The following is a 20721-nucleotide window of genomic DNA, read 5'->3' as shown; positions in this document are numbered from 1 at the left end:
GGCGGCCGTCCACAGTGGCGGGACCCCTACTTCGAGGAGCGGCTCGTGCACCACCGCATCGCGGTCATCCCCGGCGACGGCATCGGGCGGGAGGTCGTCCCGGAAGGTTTGCGCTGCCTGCGTGCCGCGGCCGACGTCCACGGCTTCGGGCTCGAGACGACCGAGTTCGATTTCGCCTCCGCGGACTATTGGCTGGAGCACGGCGAAATGCTGCCGCCGGACTGGCAGGAGATCCTTTCCGGCTTCGACGCGATCTTCTTCGGCGCGGTCGGGTGGCCGTCGGTCGTGCCCGACCACGTGTCGCTGTGGGGCAGCCTGCTGAAGTTCCGGCGCGGGTTCGACCAGTACGTCAACCTGCGGCCGGTCCGGCTGCTGCGCGGGGTGCGGGGCCCGCTGCGCGGCCACGGGCCGGGGGACATCGACTTCCTCGTCGTCCGGGAGAACACCGAGGGGGAGTACTCCAGCATCGGCGGCCGGATCTTCGAGGGCACCGACCGCGAGACGGTGCTGCAGGAGACGGTGATGACCCGGACGGGCGTGGACCGCGTGCTGCGCTACGCCTTCGACCTCGCCGCCGCCCGGCCGCGCAAGCACCTGACGTGGGCGACCAAGAGCAACGGGATCTCGATCTCGATGCCGTACTGGGACGAGCGCGCGGCGGCGATGGCCGCGCGGTACCCGGAGGTCACCGCGGACAAGGACCACATCGACATCCTCGCGGCCAAGTTCGTGCTGAACCCGCGGGCCTACGACGTGGTCGTGGCGAGCAACCTCTTCGGCGACATCCTGTCCGACCTCGGCCCGGCGTGCACCGGCACGATCGGGATCGCCCCGAGCGCCAACATCAACCCCGACCGCACACGGCCGAGCCTGTTCGAGCCGGTCCACGGCTCGGCCCCGGACATCGCGGGGCAGGGCACAGCGAACCCGGTGGCCCAGATCTGGAGCGGCGCGATGATGCTGGACCACCTCGGCGAGCCGCAGGCCGCCGCACACGTCGTCGCGGCGATCGAAGGGGTGCTGGAGGAGCGGCCGGAGGTGCTCACTCCCGACCTGGGTGGTTCGGGAACGACGGAGGGTTTGGGTGCGGCGATCGCGGAGCGGATCGGTCCCGGGTCGCGGCGGGCGTCCTCCGATACCGGTGCCTCCGGCTGAACCACCGGCGCGTAGTGCGCGGACCAGTGCTGGAGGAGCGGCCTGAGGTGCTCAGTCCGGACCTGGGTGGTTCGGGAACGATCGCGGGCCTGGGTGCGGCCATCGCCGAGCGGATCGGTCTCGGGTCGGCGCGGGCGTCTTCCGATACCGGTGCCTCCCCTGAATTGCCGGTCCGCAGTGCGCGGACCGGCGTGGGAGCTGGAGGTGCTCACTCCCGACCTGGGTGGCGAGTGAACGACCGAGGTCCGGAGTGAGCGATCGCGGAGCGGCTCGTCACCGCGTCATGAGCTCGCGAGCAGGTCCCCGAGGCCGCCCCTGGCGTCTTCCAGTACCAGCGCCTCCGCCTGAACCGAATCGCCCGCCCGCAGCGCGCGGACCAGTGCGCGGTGGGTCTCGTAGCGGTCGAGACCGAACGTCTCGTCCACGCTGACGCGCTCGAGCACCCGCGAGCGCCGCTCCGGGTAGGAGAACACCCGGGTCTGGTCGAGGAGGCGGACGAGCACCGGGTTGCCCGCGCACGACTCGACCAGGCCGTTGAAGCGCTGCAGGGCGTCGAAGAGCCGGCCCACGTGCTTCTCGACGTCCTGGCCGGATTCGTGGCGCTGCTTGATGAGGATGAGCAGGTCGTCGGCCTCGTCGAGGACCGCGTCGAGGCCGTCCAGCTGCTCCGGCGTCGCGTGGCGGGCGGCGAAGCGGGCCACCATGCCGCGCAGGCCGACCTCGACCTCGGCGAGGTCCTGGACGGCGACGCCGCCGAACACCGCCACCTTCACCGTGCGCGGGCCGGCGCGTTCGATCAGGCCGTCCTGCTCGAGGCGCCGGATGGCCTCGCGCACCGGCGTCGGGCTGACCGACAGCCGCTCGGCGAAGCCGCGCTCGGTGACCTTCTGGCCCGGGCGCAGCTCGCCGGTGGTGATCGCGTCGCGCAGCGCCCGGTACACGCGGTCGGCGAGCGTGTCGGTCTGCAGTGCCTCACCCATCATGCGCCCAGCCTACTGACCATGGCAAAACTTGTTTGCAACTATTGACCATCTTGCTATAGCAAAAGTACGGTGGCGGCCATGCCCAAGGGAAGGTGCCGACGATGACGTTGACCACCCCGCGCGTCCGGCCGGGACGCATCACGTTCTTCGTGGCTCTGGCGGTCTTCGCGCAGGAGTCGACGTGGAACCTCTACGACTCCCAGGTCCCGCCCCTGCTGCGCGAGCACGTCGGCAGCGCCGCGCTGATCGGCGCCCTGATGGGCATGGACAACCTGCTCGGCATCTTCATCCAGCCGTGGATGGGCAACCGCTCGGACGGCACCCGGACGGCGTGGGGCCGCCGCATCCCGTACCTCGTCGCCGGCATGCCGGTCGCGGCCGTGCTGTTCGTGCTCATCCCGCACGCCGCGGTCTCGCTGCCGCTGCTCGTCCTGGTGATGTTCGGCTACGCCCTCGTCGCGAACTCGTTCAAGCCGATCGCCGAGTCGCTGCTCCCGGACTTCATCGCCCCCGAACGCCGCGGCCGGGCCAACGCGGCGGTCAAGATCGCCTCCAGCATCACCGTGATCGTCGCCGCGCTGATCAGCCTCTTCCTCATCGACGACTTCCCGAAGCTGTCCTTCGCGATCCCGGCGGTCCTGATGCTGGTGTCGATCGGCGTGCTCGCCTGGCGGGTGCGCGACAGCGACTCCCCGGCCTACCGGGCCGCGCTCGAAGAAGACCGCGCCGGCCACGCGGAAAACTCCCCGCGGGTGCGGATGCGGGACGTCCTGCTCGACATCCTGCGGGACACCGACCGCAGCCGGCTGCTGGTCATCCTGGCCGTCTTCGCGTTCGGCGGCGCGTGGTTCGCGTCGCGCTCCCTCGTCACCAACTACGGCATCGAGACGCTCGGCGTGTCCCGCGGTGACGCCGGCGGCCTCACCCTGCCCAGCGGCCTGGCGTTCCTCGCGGCCGCCTACCCGGTGGCGCTGTTCGCCGAACGCTTCGGGCGGCTGCGGGTGATCCTGATCGGGATGGTCGTGTTCGCCGCGGCCATGGTGCTCGGCACCGTCGTGCGGACACCCACCGGCACGATCGTCGCGATGTGCGTGGCGGCCGCGGGCGCGGCGGCGTTCATGGTCAACGCGGCGGTCGTCCTGTGGAACCTCGCGCCCTCGGCCCGCGTGCTCGGGACCTACACCGGGCTCTACACCGTCGGCTGGTCGAGCGGCGGGTTCCTCGGGCCGGCGCTGGTCGGCGGCATGGTCGACGTGACCGGCTGGCCGTTCCTGCTGCTCGACATCGCGCTCGTCACGGCGATCGCGGTGCTCCTTATCGCCCGCGTCGCCGTGCTGCAGCGGCGCCGCACCGACGGGCGCGTCCTGTGAACCGGGTCCTGGTCACCACCGACTACCTGCGCCCCGGCGACGAGGTCGACGAATACCTGCGCGGCGCCGGGCTGGAAACCGTGCACGCTCCGATGAACGGCAAGCGCGATCCCGAGCAGCTGGTCGAGGCGCTCGACGGGATCGACGCGGCGCTGGTCGCCAACGAGCCGCTCTCAGCCGGCGTGCTGGCCCGCGCGCCGAAGCTGCGCGTCATCGTCCGGACCGGCGTCGGCTACGACTCCATCGACGTCGAAGCCGCCGCCCGCCGGGGGATCAGCGTCAGCACCCTGCCCGGCGTCAACGCGAACGCCGTCGCCGAATACACCATGGGGCTGCTGCTCGCCGGTGCGCGGCGGCTCGTGCAGTCGGCGTCCGGGGTGGCGGCGGGGAAGTGGCCGCGCGAGGACGGGCGCGAACTGCGCGGGTCGACGCTCGGGCTCATCGGGTACGGCGCTTCCGCACGGGCGGTCGTGCCGCTGGCGCGCGCGTTCGGGATGACCGTCGTCTGCACGTCCGGCCTGCGCGGCCCGGACGTCCGGTTCACCGGGCTGCCCGAGCTGCTGTCCACTTCGGACTACGTCTCGGTGCACACGTCGCTGACCGACCGGACGCGGGGACTGCTGGACGCCTCGGCGTTCAAGCTGATGAAGCCGACGGCTGTGCTCGTCAACACCGCCCGCGGCGCGATCGTCGACGAGGCGGCGCTGGTTTCGGCCGTGGTGTCCGGCGAGATCGCCGGCGCGGTGCTCGACGTCGTGTGCGAAGAGCCGTTGCCGCTCGACAGCCCGTTGCGCGGGGTGGCCGGGATCGTCGTCTGTTCGCACCTGGCCGGGCAGACCGCCGAAGCACGCCGGGCCGCCGGTTTGCGCGGTGCCGAAGAACTGGTCGCGGCCCTGGACGGCCGGGCCCGGTACGTGGTGAACGGAGAGGGATGAGGGACATGCACAAGGTGCGCGTACTGGCGCCGAGCGGGATGCTCGGTGCGGGCTGGGACCACGCCACGGTCGAACGCGGCATCGCCCTGGGGGCCGACGTCATCAGCATCGACGGCGGGTCGACGGACTCCGGCCCGTACTACCTGGGTGCCGCGACGGCCAAGACGACCGCCAAGGCCGTGGCGCGCGACCTGCGCAGCCTGTTCACGGCCGCCGCGGGCGCCGGGATCCCGGTGATCGTCGGGTCGTGCGGGACGAGCGGGACCGACGCCGGCGTCGACTGGGTCGCCGGGATCGCCGCCGAGGTGCTCGCGGAGGAGGACCTGGACCTGAAGGTCGCGAAGATCTACAGCGAGCAGGACGCGGCCGAGCTGAAGGAGCACCTGGACGCGGGCCGCGTGCACCCGTTGCCCCCGTTGGGGGAACTGGCCGCCGAGACCCTGGAAAGCTGCACGCACATCGTCGGCGCGATGGGGCACGAGCCGATCGCCGAGGCGCTGCGCGCGGGCGCGCAGGTCGTCTTGGCGGGCCGGGCGAGCGACACGGCGGTGGCGGCGGCGTTCCCGCTCATGAAGGGCATGCCGGCCGGCCCGACGTGGCACGCGGCCAAGATCGTCGAGTGCGGCGGCCAGTGCACGGACAACCCGCGCGCGGGCGGCGTCCTGGCGACCATCGACGCCGGCGGCTTCACGATCGAGCCGCTCGACCCGGGCGCGGCGTGCACGCCGATCCTGGTGGCGGCGCACATGCTGTACGAGACGGCGAACCCGTTCGAGATGCGCGAACCCGACGGCACGCTCGACGTCCGCGAGGCGGTGTACACCGCCGTCGACGACCGGACCGTCCGCGTCACCGGGTCGCGGTTCCACGTCGCGGACCAGCACACGATCAAGCTGGAGGGCGCGCGGATCACCGGGTACGAGACGATATTGTTTTCGGCGATCCGCGATCCCCTGGTGCTGGCCGACATCGACGAGTGGGCCGCCCTGATGCGTGCGCTGATCACGCAGCGGGTGGGTCAGACGCTGGGCCTCGCCGCCGACGAATACGCGTTCGACCTGCGGCTGTACGGCCACAACGCGGTGCTGGGCTCGTTGGAGCCGGAGGCCGGTCCGCCCCGCGAGGTGGGGGTGATGCTGCTGGTCAACGCGCCGGACCAGGCCACGGCGACCGCGGTGGCGAAGGTGGCCAACCCGCTGATGCTGCACCTGCCGACGCCGTCGATGGACTACCTGCCGAGCTTCGCGTTCCCCTCGTCCCCGGCGGAGGTCGAACGCGGGGCGGCGTACGAATTCGTGCTCAACCACGTCGTCGACTGCGCGCCATCGGACCTGTTCCGGATCGAGTTCGAGGGGAAGACCCATGCCTGAAACCACTCTGGCGGACCTGGCCCACGAGGTCCGCTCCAAGAACGCGGGCCCGTTCTGGGTGACGATGGAGTTGTTCATGCGCGACGCCGACGGCTATCGCGTGGCGGCGGACGAGGAATTCCTGAACGAGCGGGTGGTGGCTTCGCTCTACCACGTCGACGAGGCAACGGTGCAGATCTTCCGCATTCCGTCGTTGAACGTCGTGAAGATTTCGTTCCCCCGGCCGGTGAGCCAGGGTTCGCTGCGGGACCGGGACATGCACGCGGGCCAGCACCACGTACCACTGGCGGGAATGGTCGTGCGTCACGCGTCGGATCCCCACCGCGCTTCAGTTCGATGAGGTCGAACGCCTCGAGCCCGGTCGGCCGCGGCCCCGGCGCCGCAGAAAGCGCTTGATCCACCGGCTTTCCGCGGTGGTTCGTGCTCTCGGGTCGAGGATCTGTGGAGGGCCGGGCGCGCCGGGACGCGGTCGCCGCCCGGGGACCGCGGCTGAACGGGGTACCCGCTCAGCGGTTGCGCCCGAACCAGCGCCGGGAGCCCGGCCGCGCCTGGGCGGACAGCCACCCGGCGATGTCGGCGACCACCGCCGGGTCGACGTGCTGCGGTACCTCGTACCCCGCGGGCGTCGACGGCCCCTCGCCGCGGAAGAACAGGTGGTCGTCGGCGTCGTGGACGCGGATCGTGACGTCCGGCCGGTGTGCCAGGCCCGCCCGCCAGCGGGCCAGGTCGCCGGCCGCCGTCACCTGGTAGTCGCGGCCGCCCTGCAGGATGAGCATCGGCTTGGCGAGTTCGGCCGCGGTCGCCACCGGGTCGTAGGTGCGGAGGTCCAGCCAGTACGACGCCGGCCAGCCGAAGAGCAGGTCCGCCGCCGGGGTCGAAAGCGTCAAACCGGGGCTTTCGACGAGCGCGGCCTGCCGGATGACCGCCTCGACGGCCGCCGTCATGGCCGGGCCGGGGTCCAGCTCGGCCAGGTAGCGGACGACCCGGACCGCGGCCCGGGGCAGCGGCAGCGTGTCCCCGGCGAGGCTTATCAGGCCGGCGATCGACGCGTCGGCGGCCGCGACCCGCGGGGCCGCCTTGCCGCCGCCGCTGTGGCCGAGGACGAAAACCCGCTCGGCGGCCACCGTCCGCTGCTCCCGCAGCAGGCGGACGGCGGCGAGCGCGTGCGGCACGTACTCCTCGGCCATCGTGAACCCGGGTTCGGCGCCGACGTGGGGGTGCGTGCCGGTCACCTTGTCGAACCGGGCCACCGCGACGCCCCGGCTCGCCAGCCCCCACGCCAGGTCCTTGAACGGCTTGTTCGGACCGGTCGTCAGGTCGCGGTCGAACGGTCCCGAGCTGAGCAGCACCAGCCCCGGCCACGGGCCGCGCCCGGCCGGGACGGTCAGCGTGCCGGGCACCGCCGGCGGGCCGGAACCGACGGTGACTTCCCGCTCGGTGAACCGTTTCGGGGTGGCGTAGTCCGGTGGCTCCCAGGCGGCGCCGGCGGGCGGCGCCAGCCGCAGGCCGTGCAGCAGGCCGGCGTCGTCGACCGACATGACCACCGTGAGCCCGCCGCGCTCGCAGGTCACCGGGACGCGTACCCGGACCAGCCCCGCTTCGCTCGGCTCGCTCACCGCGCCCCCGACCGCCGAGACCGGCCCGATCTTGGCGATTTCGCCCTCCCAGCCGACGCGCAGCGTCTCGGCCGAGGCCACCGCCCGCAGCCTCGGCGCGAACAACGCCTCGACGTCGGCGAACCGCCGTTCGGTGGTCAGCCCGACCACTGCCGCGGCGACCGCCGCCGGTCCCTCGTCCACGTTCTCCCCCCACCATTCTCGCTTTTTGCGAACGGTAGCACCGTGTGAGATCGTTCGGTAGTGGACACCTTGGAACTGCTGGCGCACCCGGTCCGGCTGCGGATCGTGCACGCCATGCGCGGCGGCCGGACGCACACCACCGCCCAGCTCTGCGCGGTGCTGCCGGACGTCTCGAAGGCCATGGTCTACCGGCACGTCGAGCTGCTCGCCACGGGCGGGATCCTGCGCGTGGCCGACGAACGGCGCGTGCGCGGCGCGGTCGAGCGCCACTACGAGCTGCGCCCGGAACGCGCGTCGATCGATCCCGAGACGGCCGCGGCACTGTCCACCGAGGACCACCGGCGCGGGTTCGCCGTCGCGGTCGCCGCCCTCGTCGCCGAGTTCAACGCCTACCTCGACCGCGAGAACACCGACCCCGCCACGGATCCGGTCGGTTACCGGCAGCACGCGGTCTGGCTCAGCCGCGACGAACTGATCGCGATGAACGACGAACTGCGCGCCGCCATCCTGCCCCGGCTGGCCCACCCGCCCGCCCCCGGCCGCACCCGGTACCTGCTCAGCCCCATCCTCTTCCCCAGCGAGGAGCCCGCTGCCGACTGACGTGCCGCTGTACTATCCCGGCACTGATCCGAACGGCAGGGGGAACGATGAGCGGTATCAGGGTTTTGGTGTCCGGCGCCAGCATCGCGGGGCCCGCGCTGGCCCACTGGCTGCGCCGCCGCGGGGCCGAGGTGACCGTGGTGGAGCGGGCGCCCGGGCTGCGTCCCGGCGGGCAGGCGGTCGACGCGCGCGGCGTGACCAAGGAAGTAATCCGGCTGATGGGGCTGGACGAGGCGGTGCGCGCGGCCCGCACGCAGACCGCCGGCGCGCACACCGTGGACGCGGACGGGAACGTGCTGGAGACCTTCAGCGCGGAGGACGACGGCGGCGACGGCTACATCACCGAGATCGAGATCCTGCGCGGTGACCTGTCCCAGGTCCTCTACGACGACACGCGCGACGGCGTCGAGTACGTCTTCGGTGACCGGATCGCCGAGCTCACCCAGGACGGCAGCGGCGTCGACGTGACGTTCGCGAGCGGTGACTCGCGGCGCTTTGACCTGGTGATCGGGGCCGACGGGCTGCACTCGTCGGTGCGGGGAATGGTCTTCGGGCCGCGCGAGCGGTTCGTCCGCCACCTCGGGCACGTGCTGGCGTTCTACAGCGTGCCCAACGAATTCGGGCTGGACCGCTGGCTGCTGGACTACCAGGAGCCCGGCCGGTCGGCCTGCCTGCGGCCGATCGGGGACGCCACCCGCGCGATGGCCATGTTCTCCTTCACCGCGGCCGACTTCGACGTCGACTACCGAGACATCGAGGCCCAGAAGCGGTTGCTGCGCGAGCGGATGGCGGACTTCGCCTGGCTGACCCCGCGCATCCTCGCGCACGTCGACGACACCCCGGACTTCTACCTGGACCAGGTCGCCCAGGTGGTGATGGACCGCTGGTCGAGCGGGCGGGTCGGGCTGCTCGGGGACGCGGCGTTCAGCTCGTCGCCGCTGTCCGGGCAGGGCACCGGGCTGGCCCTGATCGGCGCCTACCTGCTGGCCGGGGAGCTGGCCGCCGCCGGCTGGGACCCGGCGGCCGGGTTCGCCCGGTACGAGGAGCTGATGCGGCCGTTCGTCGAGGCCAACCAGGAGATCGGCCGGTTGCACGCGAAGATGCGCGGCATCCCCGACCCGGACGCCGAGCCGGCCGCGGAGCCGGACACCGAGTGGCTCACCGACCTGGTCCAGCGCGCGGTCAACGGCGTCGAGCTGCCCGATTACGCGGGGGTGCCGGACTCCGGGCCGTCGGTCACCTCGGTGTCGCGGTAGGGCTCCGCCGCGGTCGTCCGATGTGGACTGTCAGCGGTCCACATCGGACTTCCGCGGCGGGCCGAGTTCCTCGACGAGCACGGCGTCGACCTTCGCGGCGGCCCGGCGCAAGGCGAGCACGGCCCAGACGACCACCGCGACCGCGATGATCGCGATGGCGGTCGTCCAGGCGTAGCCCTCGTCGGCGGGCACCACCGCGATCGTGGCCGCGGCCAGGAACGGCCAGCGGCCCGCCGGGGTCGTGCGGAGGTGCCATCGGGGGGAGGCGGAATCGTGGGCGGTCAGGAAGACGGGGCCATGAGCGCTCACCAGGCGTCGACCTTTCCTTCGGGGGTGTGGCAACGCACGGATAGTCGACCGGGAGAGCCTTCGGGTTACTGACTGCGACCGCATTGGCCGCGAACGGGTGGAAAATACACTCGAACGAGTGATCCTCGGTTCCAAATTAGCGGAGGCAGCCTCCGTAACCCGAAGAGGTTACTTCCCGCGCTCGGCCGGCCCGGCCGCTCTACGGTGATTTCAAGATCGACCAGGGGAGCCACCGTGCGTCTTCGTTCCATCACCGCAGTCGTCCTGCTGGCCTGCGCCTCCGCCGTCATGCCGGCCGTGACGGGCGTGGGTGCGCAGGCCCTCGCGCTGTACCCGTGCCCCGAGGTACGGGACCCGCCCGACTACACGTTCTCCAACCCGTCGCGGTCGTGGCTGCCGACGAACCTGCGCAGCGACTACCTCCGCGGCCCGGGCACGATCACCTACAACAAGACTGCGACGTCGACGGTGAACGCGTCGATCACGGGCACGACCAGCGCGGAAGCGGGCGTGATCTTCGCGAAGGCCAGCGTCTCCCTCGCGGTGAGCGTCGGCGCGAGCTACGCGAAGTCCGACTCGTGGTCGTACGCCGCGACGGTGCCCGCCGGGAAGCTCCTGCGGCTGCAGCAGTACAAGGAGGCGCGGACGTTCACCGTGCGCAAGTACCACATCGTCCCGCCGTGCACGACGAAGTACCTGTGGACGAAGAAGGTCTCGGCGCCGGTCAAGAACGCGAGCTACCTCTGGCAGCTCGTCGGCTGAGCCGGCCCGCCGTCGTCGGCTGACGGCGCCTGCCCGGCGAGGTGGCCTCGCCGGGCAGGCCGGTCAGTGCGCGGCAGCCGGGCCGAGCTGCAGGACCACGGCCGTCCACGTCATGCCGACGCCGATGCCCAGCAGCAGCACGTGGTCGCCCGGGCCGGCTTCGCCCGTGCGGAGCAGGTGGTCGAGCGCCACGATCTGGTCGCTGGCGCCCAGGTGGCCGACCCGCAGTCCCAGCTCGGTCATCGTGCGGTGCTCCGGGATGCCGAGCGGGCGCAGGATCTGCGTGTGCACCAGGCGGCGGCCGTAGTGCGGGGCACAGATCCGGGCGATGTCGGGCAGGTCGACACCCGCGTCGGACAGTGCGGTCTTCACGACGTTCGTGACGCCGTCGGCGTTGCGGCTGTCGACGTGCGCCGGACCGCCGTGGCGGCCGAGCCACTGGCGCTTGCGGGCGCGGATGTCGAGCGACTGGTGCGCGGTGATGCTGGCCGGGCGGAACGGTTCGTTGCCGCGCTGCAGGCCTTCCAGCGACGGATCGGTGTAGGAGGCGATCGCGCGGATCCGCGCCAGGCCGGGCCGCCGCGACAGCACGACCGCGCTGCCCGCGTCGCCGTAGACGATGCCCGTGTCGGTGGACCAGTGCGGGAAGCCGGGTGCGCCGAACCGGTCGCCCGCGGTGATGAGCGCGGCGTCGTGGTCCGGGCGGCCGCGCAGCACGCTCGCCGCGACGTCCAGGCCGGCCACCAGGCTGTTGCTCATCGCGCCGAGCTCGAGCGTCAGGCCGGGACCGGCACCGACACCGAGCTGGTCGCGCACGTAGGACGCGGCGTGCCAGAAGTCGATGCCGGAGTGGTAGATCCCGGCGTGCAGGCACAACGTCGGGAACACCGGCCCGCCGCCGGTGCTTTCCGCCTGGCGCAAGGCCTCCCGCCCCGCGCGCACCGCGAGTTCGGGGCCGGGCAGCCCGGCGACGGCGGTGGAGAGCTGGCCGGTCCGGCCGGCGTCGGCGACGGTGAACTCACCGGCCGCCAGCGGGGCGGCGACGGGGGTCAGCGCCCCGACGTCGGTGCCGATCCCGTTGAGGTGCAGGTCATCCACGCGCATCCGTGGCCACCTCCGGCAGTACGGCTTCGATCTCCGACAGGGTGTCGTCGAGGTGGAGCGGGGGAGCGGACACGCAGCCGGCGACGGCGAGCTCGGCGGCGACGGCTGCGGCGCTTCCTCCGGCGAACCGGTGGAAACCCGCGAAGCAGGCCGGTCCGGTGCCCGGAACGGCGATGGCCAGGTGCGCCCAGCCGGTTTCGCGGTCCCAGCGCACGATCAGCCGGGTGGGCCCGGTGACGGTGTGGGTCTCGCGCAGCACCTGTGTCAACGTCGTGGCGGTCAAGCAACTTCCTTTCGGCACGGCGAACAGCACGCACCGAGGGGCGCGCGCTGGCGAAGGATGGACGGGGACGCGTCGTCGGGCCCCTGGGAACACCGGGAAACCTACCGCGATGATCATGCGCGGTCTGCCACCCCCCGATACACAGAGTGATCGAGCGAACTGCTACTGGAGCGGATTTTCCCCAAACAGCCAGGAATCCCGTGGGGACGATCATGAGATTCCTTCGGGTGTTGATTACACTCGGTAGTGTTCGAGTGGTCGGCCGACGAAGTCGATGCGCAGCCCGGTGCAGAGGGCGAACATCCTCGACCGCCGGCTGACCGAACTCGGCGTCGGCCGGCGCGGAAGGCGTGTGGACGCAGGACTTCGGCACCCCACACGGGCGCAGCCGTCCCAGCGCTGTCCCACCGCGCCGGCGTTGTCGCTGGTCCGGTGGGGTGGGACTGTCCCGGCGTCCCGAGCCGGGCGCGGAACCGCCACCGGCGGGCCGGGTGCTGCCAGCCTGCTCGCCATGCAAAGACTCGCTCTGGCCGTCGCGGTGGTGCTGGTGCTGCCCGCCGCGGCCGCCACCACCGCCGCGGCCGCACCCGTCGCGGTGTGCGGGCACACCAGCGCCCAGCCCACCCTCAAGCAAGGGGCGACCGGTACCGAGGTCGCCGAAGCCCAGTGCCAGCTGAACCTCGCCACCAAGGCGAGCCGGTACACGCCCATCGGCGCGGACGGCTCCTTCGGCCCGGCGACCGACGCCCGGGTGCGCGTGTTCCAGGCGTGCGCCGCGCTGAGCGTGGACGGCCAGCTCGGGCCCAACACGTGGGCCGCGCTGAACACCTGGTCCGCGCACCCCCGCAAGTGCGCCACCCAGGGCACTTCGAGCACCGCGCAGAGCGTCGTGTGCGGTCACTCCACCGCCCGGCCGACCCTGCAGAGCGGCTCCACCGGCGTGGCGGTCAAGGAGCTCCAGTGCCGGCTGAACCTCGCCATGGAGCCGGGCCACTACCCGCCGCTGACGATCGACGGCAACTTCGGGGACGGCACCCGCAACCGGGTGATCCAGTTCCAGCACTGCGTCAACGCCAGTGCCGACGGCGTCGCCGGGCCCACCACCTGGGCGAAGGTCGCCGACTGGTCGAGCCGCAACGCCTACTGCGTGCCGCCGAAGCCCGCCGGGCACCCGATCGACGGCGTCGACACGGCGAAGTACCAGCACCCCGGCGGCGCGCCGATCAACTGGGGCGCGGTGAAGGCGTCCGGCGTGGAGTTCGCGACGGTCAAGGCGACCCGCGGCCTCAACGTCACCGACGAGTACCTGGCCACGGACCTGCCCGCGGCCCGCAACGCCGGCCTGGCCGCGGGGCCGTACCACTTCTACACGGGCACCGCGGCCAATACCGGTGGGGCGCAGGCGGACCGGTTCATCGCCGCGGTGAAGGCCACCGGGTACACCGGCAAGCGCGCCGGTGACCTGCCGCCGGTGTTCGACCTGGAGTGGAAGGACGACGGCTCGGGCGGCTGCCCGCCGTACGTGACCGTCGCCGACGCCAAGGCGTGGCTGGACAAGGTGCAGGCGGCGTTCGGCCGGACCCCGATCATCTACACCCAGAAGTCGTTCCTGGACGCGTGCCTCGGCGGCACCACGGCGTTGTCGGGCTACCCGATGCAGCTCGCCGACTACCGCCAGTCCGTCACGCAGCCGGCGCTGCCCGCCGGGTCGAAGACGTGGCTGATGTGGCAGTACACCGACGCGGCCATCCCCGACGGCATCCCCGCGCCGGCGACCGGCGACGTCTTCAACGGCACCCAGGCCGACCTCGACCAGCTCGCCAACCGCTGAACCCCGCCCGAAATCCCCGCTAGGAAAGGACGAGAATGAGTCTCCCCATGAGCCGCCGCACGGCGCTGCGCGGCGCGGCGGTCATCGGCACCGCCGCCGTGGTCAGCCCGCTGCTGCTGGCGGGCACGGCCCAGGCGTACCCGTGGTCCCGCACCCTGGTGCAGGGCACCACGGGCGCCGACGTCACCGAGCTCCAGATCCGCGTCGCGGGCTGGGCGGCCGACTCGCCCAGCCACAGCCGCGTCTCGATCGACGGCGAGTTCGGCCCCGGCACGGCAGCGGCGGTCCGCCGCTTCCAGGCGGCGTACGGCCTGGGCGCGGACGGCCAGGCCGGCCCGGCCACGCAGGCGGCGCTCAACGCGCTGGAGCAGAGCGACGGGTCGACGGTGCACTTCAACTTCAGCGAGTTCACCGACCGGATCAGCGGAACGTTCAACGGCGGCAAGGTCAGCGCGGCCACCGCCAAGGAGAACGCCCGCCGCTGCATGTACAAACTGGAGGCGGTGCGCAAGAAGCTGGGGAACAAGCCGATCACGGTGAACTCCGGGTTCCGCAGCATCGCGCACAACGCGGACATCGGCGGCGCGACCGACAGCATGCACCTGTACGGCACGGCGGCCGACCTGAACGTGCCGGGCGTGGCGAACAAGACGGTGTACCAGAAGGCGGAGACCAGCGGGTTTTCCGGGCTTGAGACGTACAACACCGACCACCAGCACGTGGACAGCCGAGCCGACCTCGGCCGCGCGTGGTGGTGGGAGAACGGCACGGTCTGACCGGCCGGCCGGGGGTTCCGGCGGCAGCGAGCGCCGGCCGCGGGCTGGGCTTTGGGGGAGCGGGTCTCGGCGTGGGGCTTGTGCCGCCGGAAGCCGGTTCTGGCCGGTGCCGCGGGCCTGAGCTAGCCGGAAGCCGGTTCTGACCGGTGCCGCGGGCCTGAGCTAGCCGGAAGCCGGCGCCGTCGGGGCCGCGGGGCCGTGCTTTCGCAAGCGATTCCCGGTGCGGGCTTGTGTTCACCGGAAGGCAGTTCCGGTCCATGCCTCGCGGCCTGAGCGAGCCGGAAGCCAGAGCCGCCGGGGCCGCGCGGCGACCTGCGGCGTCGGGAAAAGCGGGCGGCGGAGCCCGCGCGTTCCGGCGCGTGCCGCGGTGGCTTGTGATCGCCGGAAGGTGTGGGCCCGGTCCGTGCCACGGGGCCCGCGCCCTCCGGAATCAAGTCCCGGCGCGGGGCTTGTGCTCGCCGGAAGCCGGCCCGGTCCGTGCCGCGGAGTCCGTGCCCTCCGGGTCCGTTCGCGGGCCGCCCCTCGGGGAGGGCTCGGGCTCCGCCCCGCTCGCTCAGTGCGGCGGGGTGTTCTGGAGCGCCGCCGAGCAGGCGGGCCAGTCGTGGAAGTCGTGGTGGGCGGCCCACAGGCGGTGGGCCGCGTCGATGTTCCACGCCGGGTCGAACGCCTGGCGTGGGGTGCCGCCCAGTTCGAGGAGGCGGGCGTCGGAGATCTGGAAGACGCCCCAGTTGCGGCTGCCGTTCGTGTTCGGCAGCACCCACAGCGGGTCGAGGAACGAGGCGCAGCGGGCGATCGCCACCGCCGTGTCCGGCGCCTCGGTGAACACGGCACGGACCCGCTGCTCCACCATCGCCGCCGACCAGCCCGCCATGCTGGTCCGGTGGTCGTACAGCGCGTTCTTGGTGGCTTCGTCGACGACGCCGCGTGCGGGCAGGCCGGCCAGTACCTGGAACGCCGTGACCCGGCGCAGTGTCTCCGGGCCGAACGAGCCGTCCACCGAAAGCCGGGCCTGGGCCGCGGTCAGCAGGTTCTGCACCTCGGTGACGCACTCGTCGTGCTGACCCATGCTCACCGGCGGCTGGCAGCCGGGGGAGAACAGCACCCGGTCGGCGTACCGGCCCGGTGCGGGCCCGCCCGCCGTCCCGCCGACGGCGGCCCAGGCCAGGCCGCCCGCCAGCAGGGCCGCGATCGCGATGGCCACCGCGACGTACCCGCGTCTGCGCGGCGGCCGGAACGATGACCGCGCCGGCAGCGACCCGGCTTGCCCGGCCGGCACCACGCCTGCCCCCGCGGCCGCTGCCTCGCCGGCCTGCGCGGCCGGCACCACATCTGCCTGCTCGGCTGGCGCCCCGGCGACCTGCTCCGACGGCGCCTCCTCGACCCGTCCCGCGTCGGCCAGCGCCCACAGCTGGTGCAGCTCGCGCAGCTCCTCCGTGGACGCGCCGCAGACCTTGGCGAACGAGTGGACCACCCGGTAATCGGCGGGCACGCTCTTGCCCGAGCAGTACCGGTGCAAACTGGAACCGCTGACCCCGGCGCGCCGGCCGAGGCGTTCGTAGCCCTGCCCGCTGCGGTCCTTCAACATGCGCAGGTAGGCGGCGAACTTGTCCATGTGCGGAGTCACGGTGACAGAACCACCTCGCTCGGGCCGCGGATGACCGACGGAAGTTAACACCGTCCCACCGGTTGCCGGGCGAAAACCGACGGATTGGTCCACACGGCCGGTTACGCGCCGCCCAAGTGGTGGCACACCAACGGTTCCGCGTCAGATCTTGCGGTAGCGGCTCTCGAACAGGGCGAACACCCCGAAGACCGCGATGCCGGCGGCCAGCGCCAGCAGCATCGCCTGCCCGTAGGGCTGGACCGCCAACGTCTTCAGCGCCGGGTCCAGGCCGCCGGCTTTGGCGGGGTCGTACTCGACGGCGGCGATGACGAACATCGCGCCGACCGTGCCGTACGCCAGTGCCATCGCGCACCAGCCGACCTGGCCGAGGCGGACCGTCGAACGCTTCACGGCCGGGGATGCCCCGCCGAAATCGAGGTCGTGGACGAACTTCTTGCGGATGCCGCGGTAGGCCAGGAACGCGGCGACCGCGAGCACCGCGCCGCCCGCCGTGATCACCGCCGCGGCTCCCCAGGGCTCGGCCAGGGCCGTGGCCACGATCGAGCCCGCTTTGCCCGAGCCGCCGGTCGCGATCTTGCCCGCGCTGTAGGCGACCAAGGCGTACAGCACGACCTCGACGCCGCTGGTCACGCGCCGCACCCGGCGTCGGCGTGCGGGTGCGTTGCGGTGGCCCGTGATCGCCTCGGTGAGCTGCCACAGCGCCAGCAGCCCGGTGCCGCCGGCGATCAGCCAGAGCAGCCACGCGCCGCCGCCCGCCGCCACGATCTGCAGCGCGCCGGCCTTGTCGGCCTTTTCGTTGTCGCCGAGCGCCACCTGCGCCGCCAGCCACGCCACGACCAGGTGCACGATGGCGTAGCAGACGAGGCCGATTCGGGCGAACAGGCTGAATCCTCGGATGTCGGGCACCCGCGCATCCTGGTCCATCACGGCTCGCTTGACCAGTGTTCCGCCGGACAGATGCCGCGAAGCACGTGAGACGTCAGTCCAGCGCGGCCGCCTTCCGCAGCAGCACCGAGCGTTCGCGCTGGTTGCTGCACAGCCGGGCGGCCAGCTCCAGCTCGGCGCGGGCCTCGGGGCGCCGCCCGAGCCGGGCCAGCAGCTCGCCGCGGACGGTCGGGACCAGATGCGATCCGGGCAACCGGTCCGTGGCGACCAGTTCGTCGACGATGGCCAGTGCGGGCTCCGGCCCGGTGGCCATGGCCACCGCGACGGCCCGGTTGAGCTCGACCACCGGCGAGGGAGCGACCCGGCCGAGTGCCTCGTACAGCACCACGATCCGCTCCCAGTCCGTCTCGTCGACCGAGGGCGCCGTCGCGTGGGTCGCGGCGATCGCGGCCTGCAGGCCGTACGGGCCGAGGCCGTGGGGCGCCGCCTTGGCCAGCGCGGCCAGCCCGCGGTGGATCCCCGCGTGGTCCCACGTGCGCCGGTCCTGGTCCTCGAGCAGGACCGGCTCGCCGTCCGGGCCGGTCCGGGCCGGGAAGCGCGCGGCCGTCAGCTCGCACAACGCGAGCAGGCCGTGCACCTCGGGCTCGGCCGGCAGCAACGCGGCGAGCGTGCGGGCCAGCCGGATCGCCTCGTACGCGACGTCGGGGCGCACCAGCCGGTCTCCCGACGTGGCCGTCGACCCCTCGGTGAAGATCACGTAGAGGACGCTGAGCACGCCGCCCAGCCGCGCTTTGCGCTCGTCGGCCGGCGGCACCTCGAACGGCACCCCGGCCGCGGCGATCGTCTTCTTGCCCCGGGTGATGCGGGCCTGCACGGTCGGCACCGGCACGAGGAACGCGCGGGCGATCTCCTCGCTGGTCAGGCCGCCGACCACACGCAGGGTCAGCGCCACCCGGGCTTCGGGGGACAGCACCGGGTGGCAGCTGGTGAACACCAGCGCGAGGACGTCGTCGTCGATCCGGTCCGGGTCGGCGTCTTCGACGGCGGGTTCGTCGTCGGCCGCCAGCAGGGCGTAGCGGTCCTGGAGGGCGGCGCGGCGGCGGATCGTGTCGATGGCCCGCCGCCGGGCCGTGGCCCGCAGCCAGCCGGCCGGGTTGGCCGGCGGGCTGAGCGGCCACGACACCAGCGCCTCGGCCACCGCTTCCTGCGCGGCGTCTTCGGCGAGCCCGAAGTCGCCGGTGAACCGGGTCAGCGCGGCGACGATCCGCGCCGACTCGATCCGCCAGACGGCTTCGACGGCGGCGGCGTCCATCAGGACTCGCCGCCGGTCTCGGGGGTCTCGTCGCTGCCGGCCACGCGGCGGACCTCGATCTTGGACCCGCGGGCCGCCGGTACCCGCGTGGCCCACTCGACCGCCTCCTGCTTCGTGGCGACTTCGAGCAGGAAGTAGCCGCCGAACAGTTCCTTCGTCTCGCCGTACGGCCCGTCGGTGACCACCGGGGTCTCGCCGCCGAAATCGACCACGACACCGTTGCCCGGCAGGTCGAGACCTTCGGCCGCGAGCAGGACACCGGCCTTGAGCAGCTCCTCGATGAACTTCCGGCTCGCGGCCATCATCTCGTCGATGTCGGCCATCATGGCCGCGTTCGACTCGTCGGTGCCCCGCATGATCAGCATGTACTTCGGCATCGTGCGCTCCTCGTCCGGCGCGGGCCGCCGCTCGGCCCTCGCCCCCCTTTGTCGAACGGGCGGCGCGCGGATCAACACGACCCCGGAAAAACTTTTTGCCCGGCCGAGGATGGCACACCGGGCGTCATCTGCCGGCTTGCGGTCCGATCATCGAGTTCACGTCGATCGGGGACGGGATGGCGCCGAGCTGCAGCAACAGGTCCGGCACCCGCTGCAGCCGCCGCGAGTCCAGCACCGAGCCGTAACCCGGCAGGGTGAGCAGCTTGGCCGTGTCCTCGTCGATCTTGGCGAACCGCACCAGCAGCGGCTCGACCTTGCCGCGGTCGATCAGGGTCTCGTGGGTGGCCTTCTGCAGCGCGCGCTGGAACGCGGCCAGCGACTTCGGGTTCTCCCGCACCCACTTGCGCGTCGCGCCGTAGCCGGTCAGCGGGAAGTCCTGGGTCGCGCCGGTGTTGATGTCGATCACGGGGATCGCGCCGACCGTCTTGGCAGCCTGCGTGATGTAGGGCTCCGGCAGGTAAGCGGCGTCGGCCTGGCCCTGCTGGAGCGCGGCGGCGATGTTCGGCAGGGCGACCAGCGTCCATTTCACCTTGCCGAAATCGACGTTGTGGTCCTGCATCACCGACCGGGTGAGCAGATCGGACGCGGTGTTCTTGGCCGTGATCGCGATCTTCTTGCCCGCCAGGTCGAAGATTGTCTTCACCGGGGAATTCGGGACCGTGACGATCGCATTGGACTTGGGGTTGACCGACGTCGCGTCGGCGACCAGCTGCATGTCGGCGGAGCCGGAGCTGCGCGCGATGAAGAACGGCGGGTAGGTGGAGAACGCTATGTCGGCTTCGCCGGAGATCGCTTTCGACAGCGACGCCTGACCGCTGGAGGCGATCACGGACTCGACCGTGAGGCCCTCGGCCTGGAAGTAGCCGCCCTCCTGGGCCAGCCAGAACGGCCCGAGGTCCGTGGTGGGCAGGATGGAGACCTTCAGCGTGTGCTTTTCCAGGCCGCCGCCGCTCGAGGCGGAGTTCGAGACCTCCGCACCGAGTGCGCCGCAGCCGCCGGCGGCGGCCATGACGGCCGCGACGGCGAGCGCGACGTGACGAGTGCGAACCCGGCTTCTGCTCCTGGCTATTCCGAACAAGGCCTTGCTCCTCGACAGGAGATCATGGGTGAGGTACCGAGTCCAAGGGGTGTGTGTGAATCATTCCCCGGAGTCAGGCAGGTCACTGTAGGCACCCGTTCGGCACTTGACAACGCGGCCGTACATCGAAAACGGGAATTCACCACAATGGCCGCACGAATGCTTGACCGAAGATCTTGTTTATGGCCGCGAAGTGTCGTTGTCGGCTACGAATTGTTTCGCCGGAAAGGGGGTGGGCCCGCTGATTCCGGAGAGGTGCGCCCCGCGTTCGGTGATTCGGGACGGTCCGGTTCGGCCGTCCGGCATTTGCCGGGTGAACACGTTCCGTGAACACCTCGGCAGGCGCTCGGCGGTGTCCGGTGGGCCGGCGACCCCGCGGCGGGCGGCCGGGGAGCGGGTGCGGAAAACGTGGTCCGATGCCGTCCGGCGAGGCGGAAAACAACGAATGGCCGCCGCCCGGCAACGTCGAGTTCAAACGCTCGCCGGGTGCCGCGGGTACGGATCTTTGGGGGCACCGCGGCCTCGTCGAAATCTTCGAACTGCCGGGCGGGCGGACGCGGGACGACCGGCGGCGCGTCGCGGTCCCTCGGTCGAAGTCCTTGTCGGTGACCGGATCCGTCGGCGGTAACGCCGTTTTCCCGCGTTCCGTCCGGGTGGCCGTCTCGGCGATCTCCGTCGCCGCGCACGGCGGGACAAGCCATTCTTCCGCGCAGCGGAATCACGCTCGGATCACGAAACGGGATTATTATCGAAATGGATGTTTGCCCGGAAGGGAAGCCTTGGTTAACGGCCGGGCGATCCGGGTTCGCCCCACCATACCTCTTGTTGGGCAACAAGTTTTCCTCTTATTAT

20 protein-coding genes are annotated in these 20721 nt (G+C 72.0%); 10 read left to right on the top strand and 10 right to left on the bottom strand.

Features of this window, described 5'->3' with window-relative positions; translation table 11 throughout:
* The first annotated feature begins 45 nt into the window (after positions 1-45).
* Positions 46-1155 carry a tartrate dehydrogenase gene (locus tag ACLJQM_RS38250; protein WP_410635213.1) on the top strand — a complete coding sequence of 370 codons (1110 nt, stop codon included), beginning with the start codon at positions 46-48 and terminating at the stop codon, positions 1153-1155.
* Between the two features lie 281 nt (positions 1156-1436).
* Here the strand turns inward: ACLJQM_RS38250 and ACLJQM_RS38245 are convergent, their stop codons facing one another.
* Positions 1437-2138 (bottom strand): GntR family transcriptional regulator, encoded by a 702-nt coding sequence (locus tag ACLJQM_RS38245; RefSeq protein WP_410635211.1) that lies wholly within the window; start codon positions 2136-2138, stop codon positions 1437-1439.
* A gap of 101 nt (positions 2139-2239) precedes the next feature.
* On the opposite strand from ACLJQM_RS38245, the gene ACLJQM_RS38240 reads away from it, so the two are divergent.
* From ACLJQM_RS38240 to ACLJQM_RS38225, 4 genes are read left to right on the top strand one after another with little or no spacing between them, the layout of a single operon-like run.
* Positions 2240-3508, top strand: coding sequence for an MFS transporter (locus ACLJQM_RS38240; protein WP_410635209.1), 1269 nt, complete (start codon positions 2240-2242; stop codon positions 3506-3508).
* Positions 3505-4443: a phosphoglycerate dehydrogenase gene (locus ACLJQM_RS38235; RefSeq protein ID WP_410635208.1), complete on the top strand. Its 939-nt coding sequence runs from the start codon at positions 3505-3507 to the stop codon at positions 4441-4443. The genes ACLJQM_RS38240 and ACLJQM_RS38235 overlap by 4 nt, the downstream gene beginning before the upstream one ends.
* Positions 4444-4448: 5 nt before the next feature.
* Positions 4449-5813, top strand: a complete 1365-nt coding sequence (locus ACLJQM_RS38230) for an acyclic terpene utilization AtuA family protein (protein ID WP_410635274.1) — start codon at positions 4449-4451, stop codon at positions 5811-5813.
* A complete protein-coding gene (locus ACLJQM_RS38225) occupies positions 5806-6153 on the top strand; it encodes a DUF4387 domain-containing protein (protein ID WP_410635206.1) in 348 nt (115 codons plus the stop codon). The genes ACLJQM_RS38230 and ACLJQM_RS38225 overlap by 8 nt, the downstream gene beginning before the upstream one ends.
* A gap of 166 nt (positions 6154-6319) precedes the next feature.
* On the opposite strand, the gene ACLJQM_RS38220 is transcribed toward ACLJQM_RS38225, so the two are convergent.
* Positions 6320-7612, bottom strand: coding sequence for an alpha/beta hydrolase family protein (locus ACLJQM_RS38220; RefSeq protein WP_410635205.1), 1293 nt, complete (start codon positions 7610-7612; stop codon positions 6320-6322).
* Positions 7613-7672: 60 nt separating this feature from the next.
* On the opposite strand from ACLJQM_RS38220, the gene ACLJQM_RS38215 reads away from it, so the two are divergent.
* Both ACLJQM_RS38215 and ACLJQM_RS38210 read left to right on the top strand, forming a co-directional pair.
* Positions 7673-8212, top strand: coding sequence for a helix-turn-helix domain-containing protein (locus ACLJQM_RS38215; protein ID WP_247022699.1), 540 nt, complete (start codon positions 7673-7675; stop codon positions 8210-8212).
* 47 nt (positions 8213-8259) lie between these two features.
* Positions 8260-9468: an FAD-dependent monooxygenase gene (locus tag ACLJQM_RS38210; protein ID WP_410635203.1), complete on the top strand. Its 1209-nt coding sequence runs from the start codon at positions 8260-8262 to the stop codon at positions 9466-9468.
* A 30-nt stretch (positions 9469-9498) separates the two neighbouring features.
* Here ACLJQM_RS38210 and ACLJQM_RS38205 read toward each other — a convergent pair whose 3' ends face one another.
* Complete coding sequence (locus tag ACLJQM_RS38205; RefSeq protein WP_410635201.1) at positions 9499-9777, bottom strand: hypothetical protein; 279 nt, start codon at positions 9775-9777, stop codon at positions 9499-9501.
* Between the two features lie 234 nt (positions 9778-10011).
* On the opposite strand from ACLJQM_RS38205, the gene ACLJQM_RS38200 reads away from it, so the two are divergent.
* Entirely contained in the window at positions 10012-10539 is a 528-nt protein-coding gene (locus ACLJQM_RS38200) for a hypothetical protein (RefSeq protein ID WP_410635200.1), read from the top strand.
* Between the two features lie 63 nt (positions 10540-10602).
* Here ACLJQM_RS38200 and ACLJQM_RS38195 read toward each other — a convergent pair whose 3' ends face one another.
* Positions 10603-11643, bottom strand: coding sequence for a ketoacyl-ACP synthase III family protein (locus tag ACLJQM_RS38195; RefSeq protein ID WP_360776774.1), 1041 nt, complete (start codon positions 11641-11643; stop codon positions 10603-10605).
* A complete protein-coding gene (locus tag ACLJQM_RS38190) occupies positions 11630-11926 on the bottom strand; it encodes a hypothetical protein (RefSeq protein WP_360776775.1) in 297 nt (98 codons plus the stop codon). Before ACLJQM_RS38190 ends, ACLJQM_RS38195 begins: the two co-directional genes overlap by 14 nt.
* Before the next feature lie 511 nt (positions 11927-12437).
* Here ACLJQM_RS38190 and ACLJQM_RS38185 point away from each other — a divergent pair.
* Positions 12438-13757 carry a GH25 family lysozyme gene (locus tag ACLJQM_RS38185; protein WP_410635199.1) on the top strand — a complete coding sequence of 440 codons (1320 nt, stop codon included), beginning with the start codon at positions 12438-12440 and terminating at the stop codon, positions 13755-13757.
* 47 nt (positions 13758-13804) lie between these two features.
* The gene (locus ACLJQM_RS38180) at positions 13805-14533 is read left to right on the top strand and encodes a D-Ala-D-Ala carboxypeptidase family metallohydrolase (RefSeq protein ID WP_410635197.1); all 729 of its coding nucleotides are present in this window, start codon (positions 13805-13807) and stop codon (positions 14531-14533) included.
* 553 nt (positions 14534-15086) lie between these two features.
* Here the strand turns inward: ACLJQM_RS38180 and ACLJQM_RS38175 are convergent.
* The 5 genes from ACLJQM_RS38175 to ACLJQM_RS38155 all read right to left on the bottom strand — a co-directional run bounded on the left by ACLJQM_RS38175 (position 15087) and on the right by ACLJQM_RS38155 (position 19869).
* On the bottom strand, positions 15087-16157 hold the full coding sequence (locus ACLJQM_RS38175; protein WP_410635196.1) for a helix-turn-helix domain-containing protein: 1071 nt from the start codon (positions 16155-16157) through the stop codon (positions 15087-15089).
* A 141-nt stretch (positions 16158-16298) separates the two neighbouring features.
* On the bottom strand, positions 16299-17063 hold the full coding sequence (locus ACLJQM_RS38170) for a DUF1206 domain-containing protein (protein WP_410635194.1): 765 nt from the start codon (positions 17061-17063) through the stop codon (positions 16299-16301).
* Positions 17064-17136: 73 nt separating this feature from the next.
* Positions 17137-18354, bottom strand: coding sequence for an RNA polymerase sigma factor (locus tag ACLJQM_RS38165; protein ID WP_410635192.1), 1218 nt, complete (start codon positions 18352-18354; stop codon positions 17137-17139).
* Entirely contained in the window at positions 18354-18731 is a 378-nt protein-coding gene (locus tag ACLJQM_RS38160; RefSeq protein ID WP_247022711.1) for a YciI family protein, read from the bottom strand. The genes ACLJQM_RS38165 and ACLJQM_RS38160 overlap by 1 nt, the downstream gene beginning before the upstream one ends.
* A 124-nt stretch (positions 18732-18855) precedes the next feature.
* Complete coding sequence (locus ACLJQM_RS38155) at positions 18856-19869, bottom strand: ABC transporter substrate-binding protein (RefSeq protein WP_410635190.1); 1014 nt, start codon at positions 19867-19869, stop codon at positions 18856-18858.
* Positions 19870-20721: the final 852 nt, after the last annotated feature.

This window comes from Amycolatopsis sp. cmx-4-83, assembly GCF_046548815.1.
In the GTDB taxonomy this organism is placed as follows: domain Bacteria; phylum Actinomycetota; class Actinomycetes; order Mycobacteriales; family Pseudonocardiaceae; genus Amycolatopsis; species Amycolatopsis pretoriensis_A.
The sequence above is the reverse complement of the archived record's forward strand: the minus strand, read 5'-3'. Positions and strand labels throughout refer to the sequence as shown.

What these genes read in the sequence shown, in the direction of transcription:
- ACLJQM_RS38240 (WP_410635209.1), top strand. Translation starts at nt 2,240, where the DNA reads ATGACGTTGACCACCCCGCGCGTCCGGCCGGGACGCATCACGTTCTTC.
- ACLJQM_RS38210 (WP_410635203.1), top strand. Translation starts at nt 8,260, where the DNA reads ATGAGCGGTATCAGGGTTTTGGTGTCCGGCGCCAGCATCGCGGGGCCC.
- ACLJQM_RS38185 (WP_410635199.1), top strand. Translation starts at nt 12,438, where the DNA reads ATGCAAAGACTCGCTCTGGCCGTCGCGGTGGTGCTGGTGCTGCCCGCC.
- ACLJQM_RS38245 (WP_410635211.1), bottom strand. Translation starts at nt 2,138, where the DNA reads ATGATGGGTGAGGCACTGCAGACCGACACGCTCGCCGACCGCGTGTAC.
- ACLJQM_RS38165 (WP_410635192.1), bottom strand. Translation starts at nt 18,354, where the DNA reads ATGGACGCCGCCGCCGTCGAAGCCGTCTGGCGGATCGAGTCGGCGCGG.
- ACLJQM_RS38160 (WP_247022711.1), bottom strand. Translation starts at nt 18,731, where the DNA reads ATGCCGAAGTACATGCTGATCATGCGGGGCACCGACGAGTCGAACGCG.
- ACLJQM_RS38180 (WP_410635197.1), top strand. Translation starts at nt 13,805, where the DNA reads ATGAGCCGCCGCACGGCGCTGCGCGGCGCGGCGGTCATCGGCACCGCC.
- ACLJQM_RS38195 (WP_360776774.1), bottom strand. Translation starts at nt 11,643, where the DNA reads ATGCGCGTGGATGACCTGCACCTCAACGGGATCGGCACCGACGTCGGG.
- ACLJQM_RS38225 (WP_410635206.1), top strand. Translation starts at nt 5,806, where the DNA reads ATGCCTGAAACCACTCTGGCGGACCTGGCCCACGAGGTCCGCTCCAAG.
- ACLJQM_RS38230 (WP_410635274.1), top strand. Translation starts at nt 4,449, where the DNA reads ATGCACAAGGTGCGCGTACTGGCGCCGAGCGGGATGCTCGGTGCGGGC.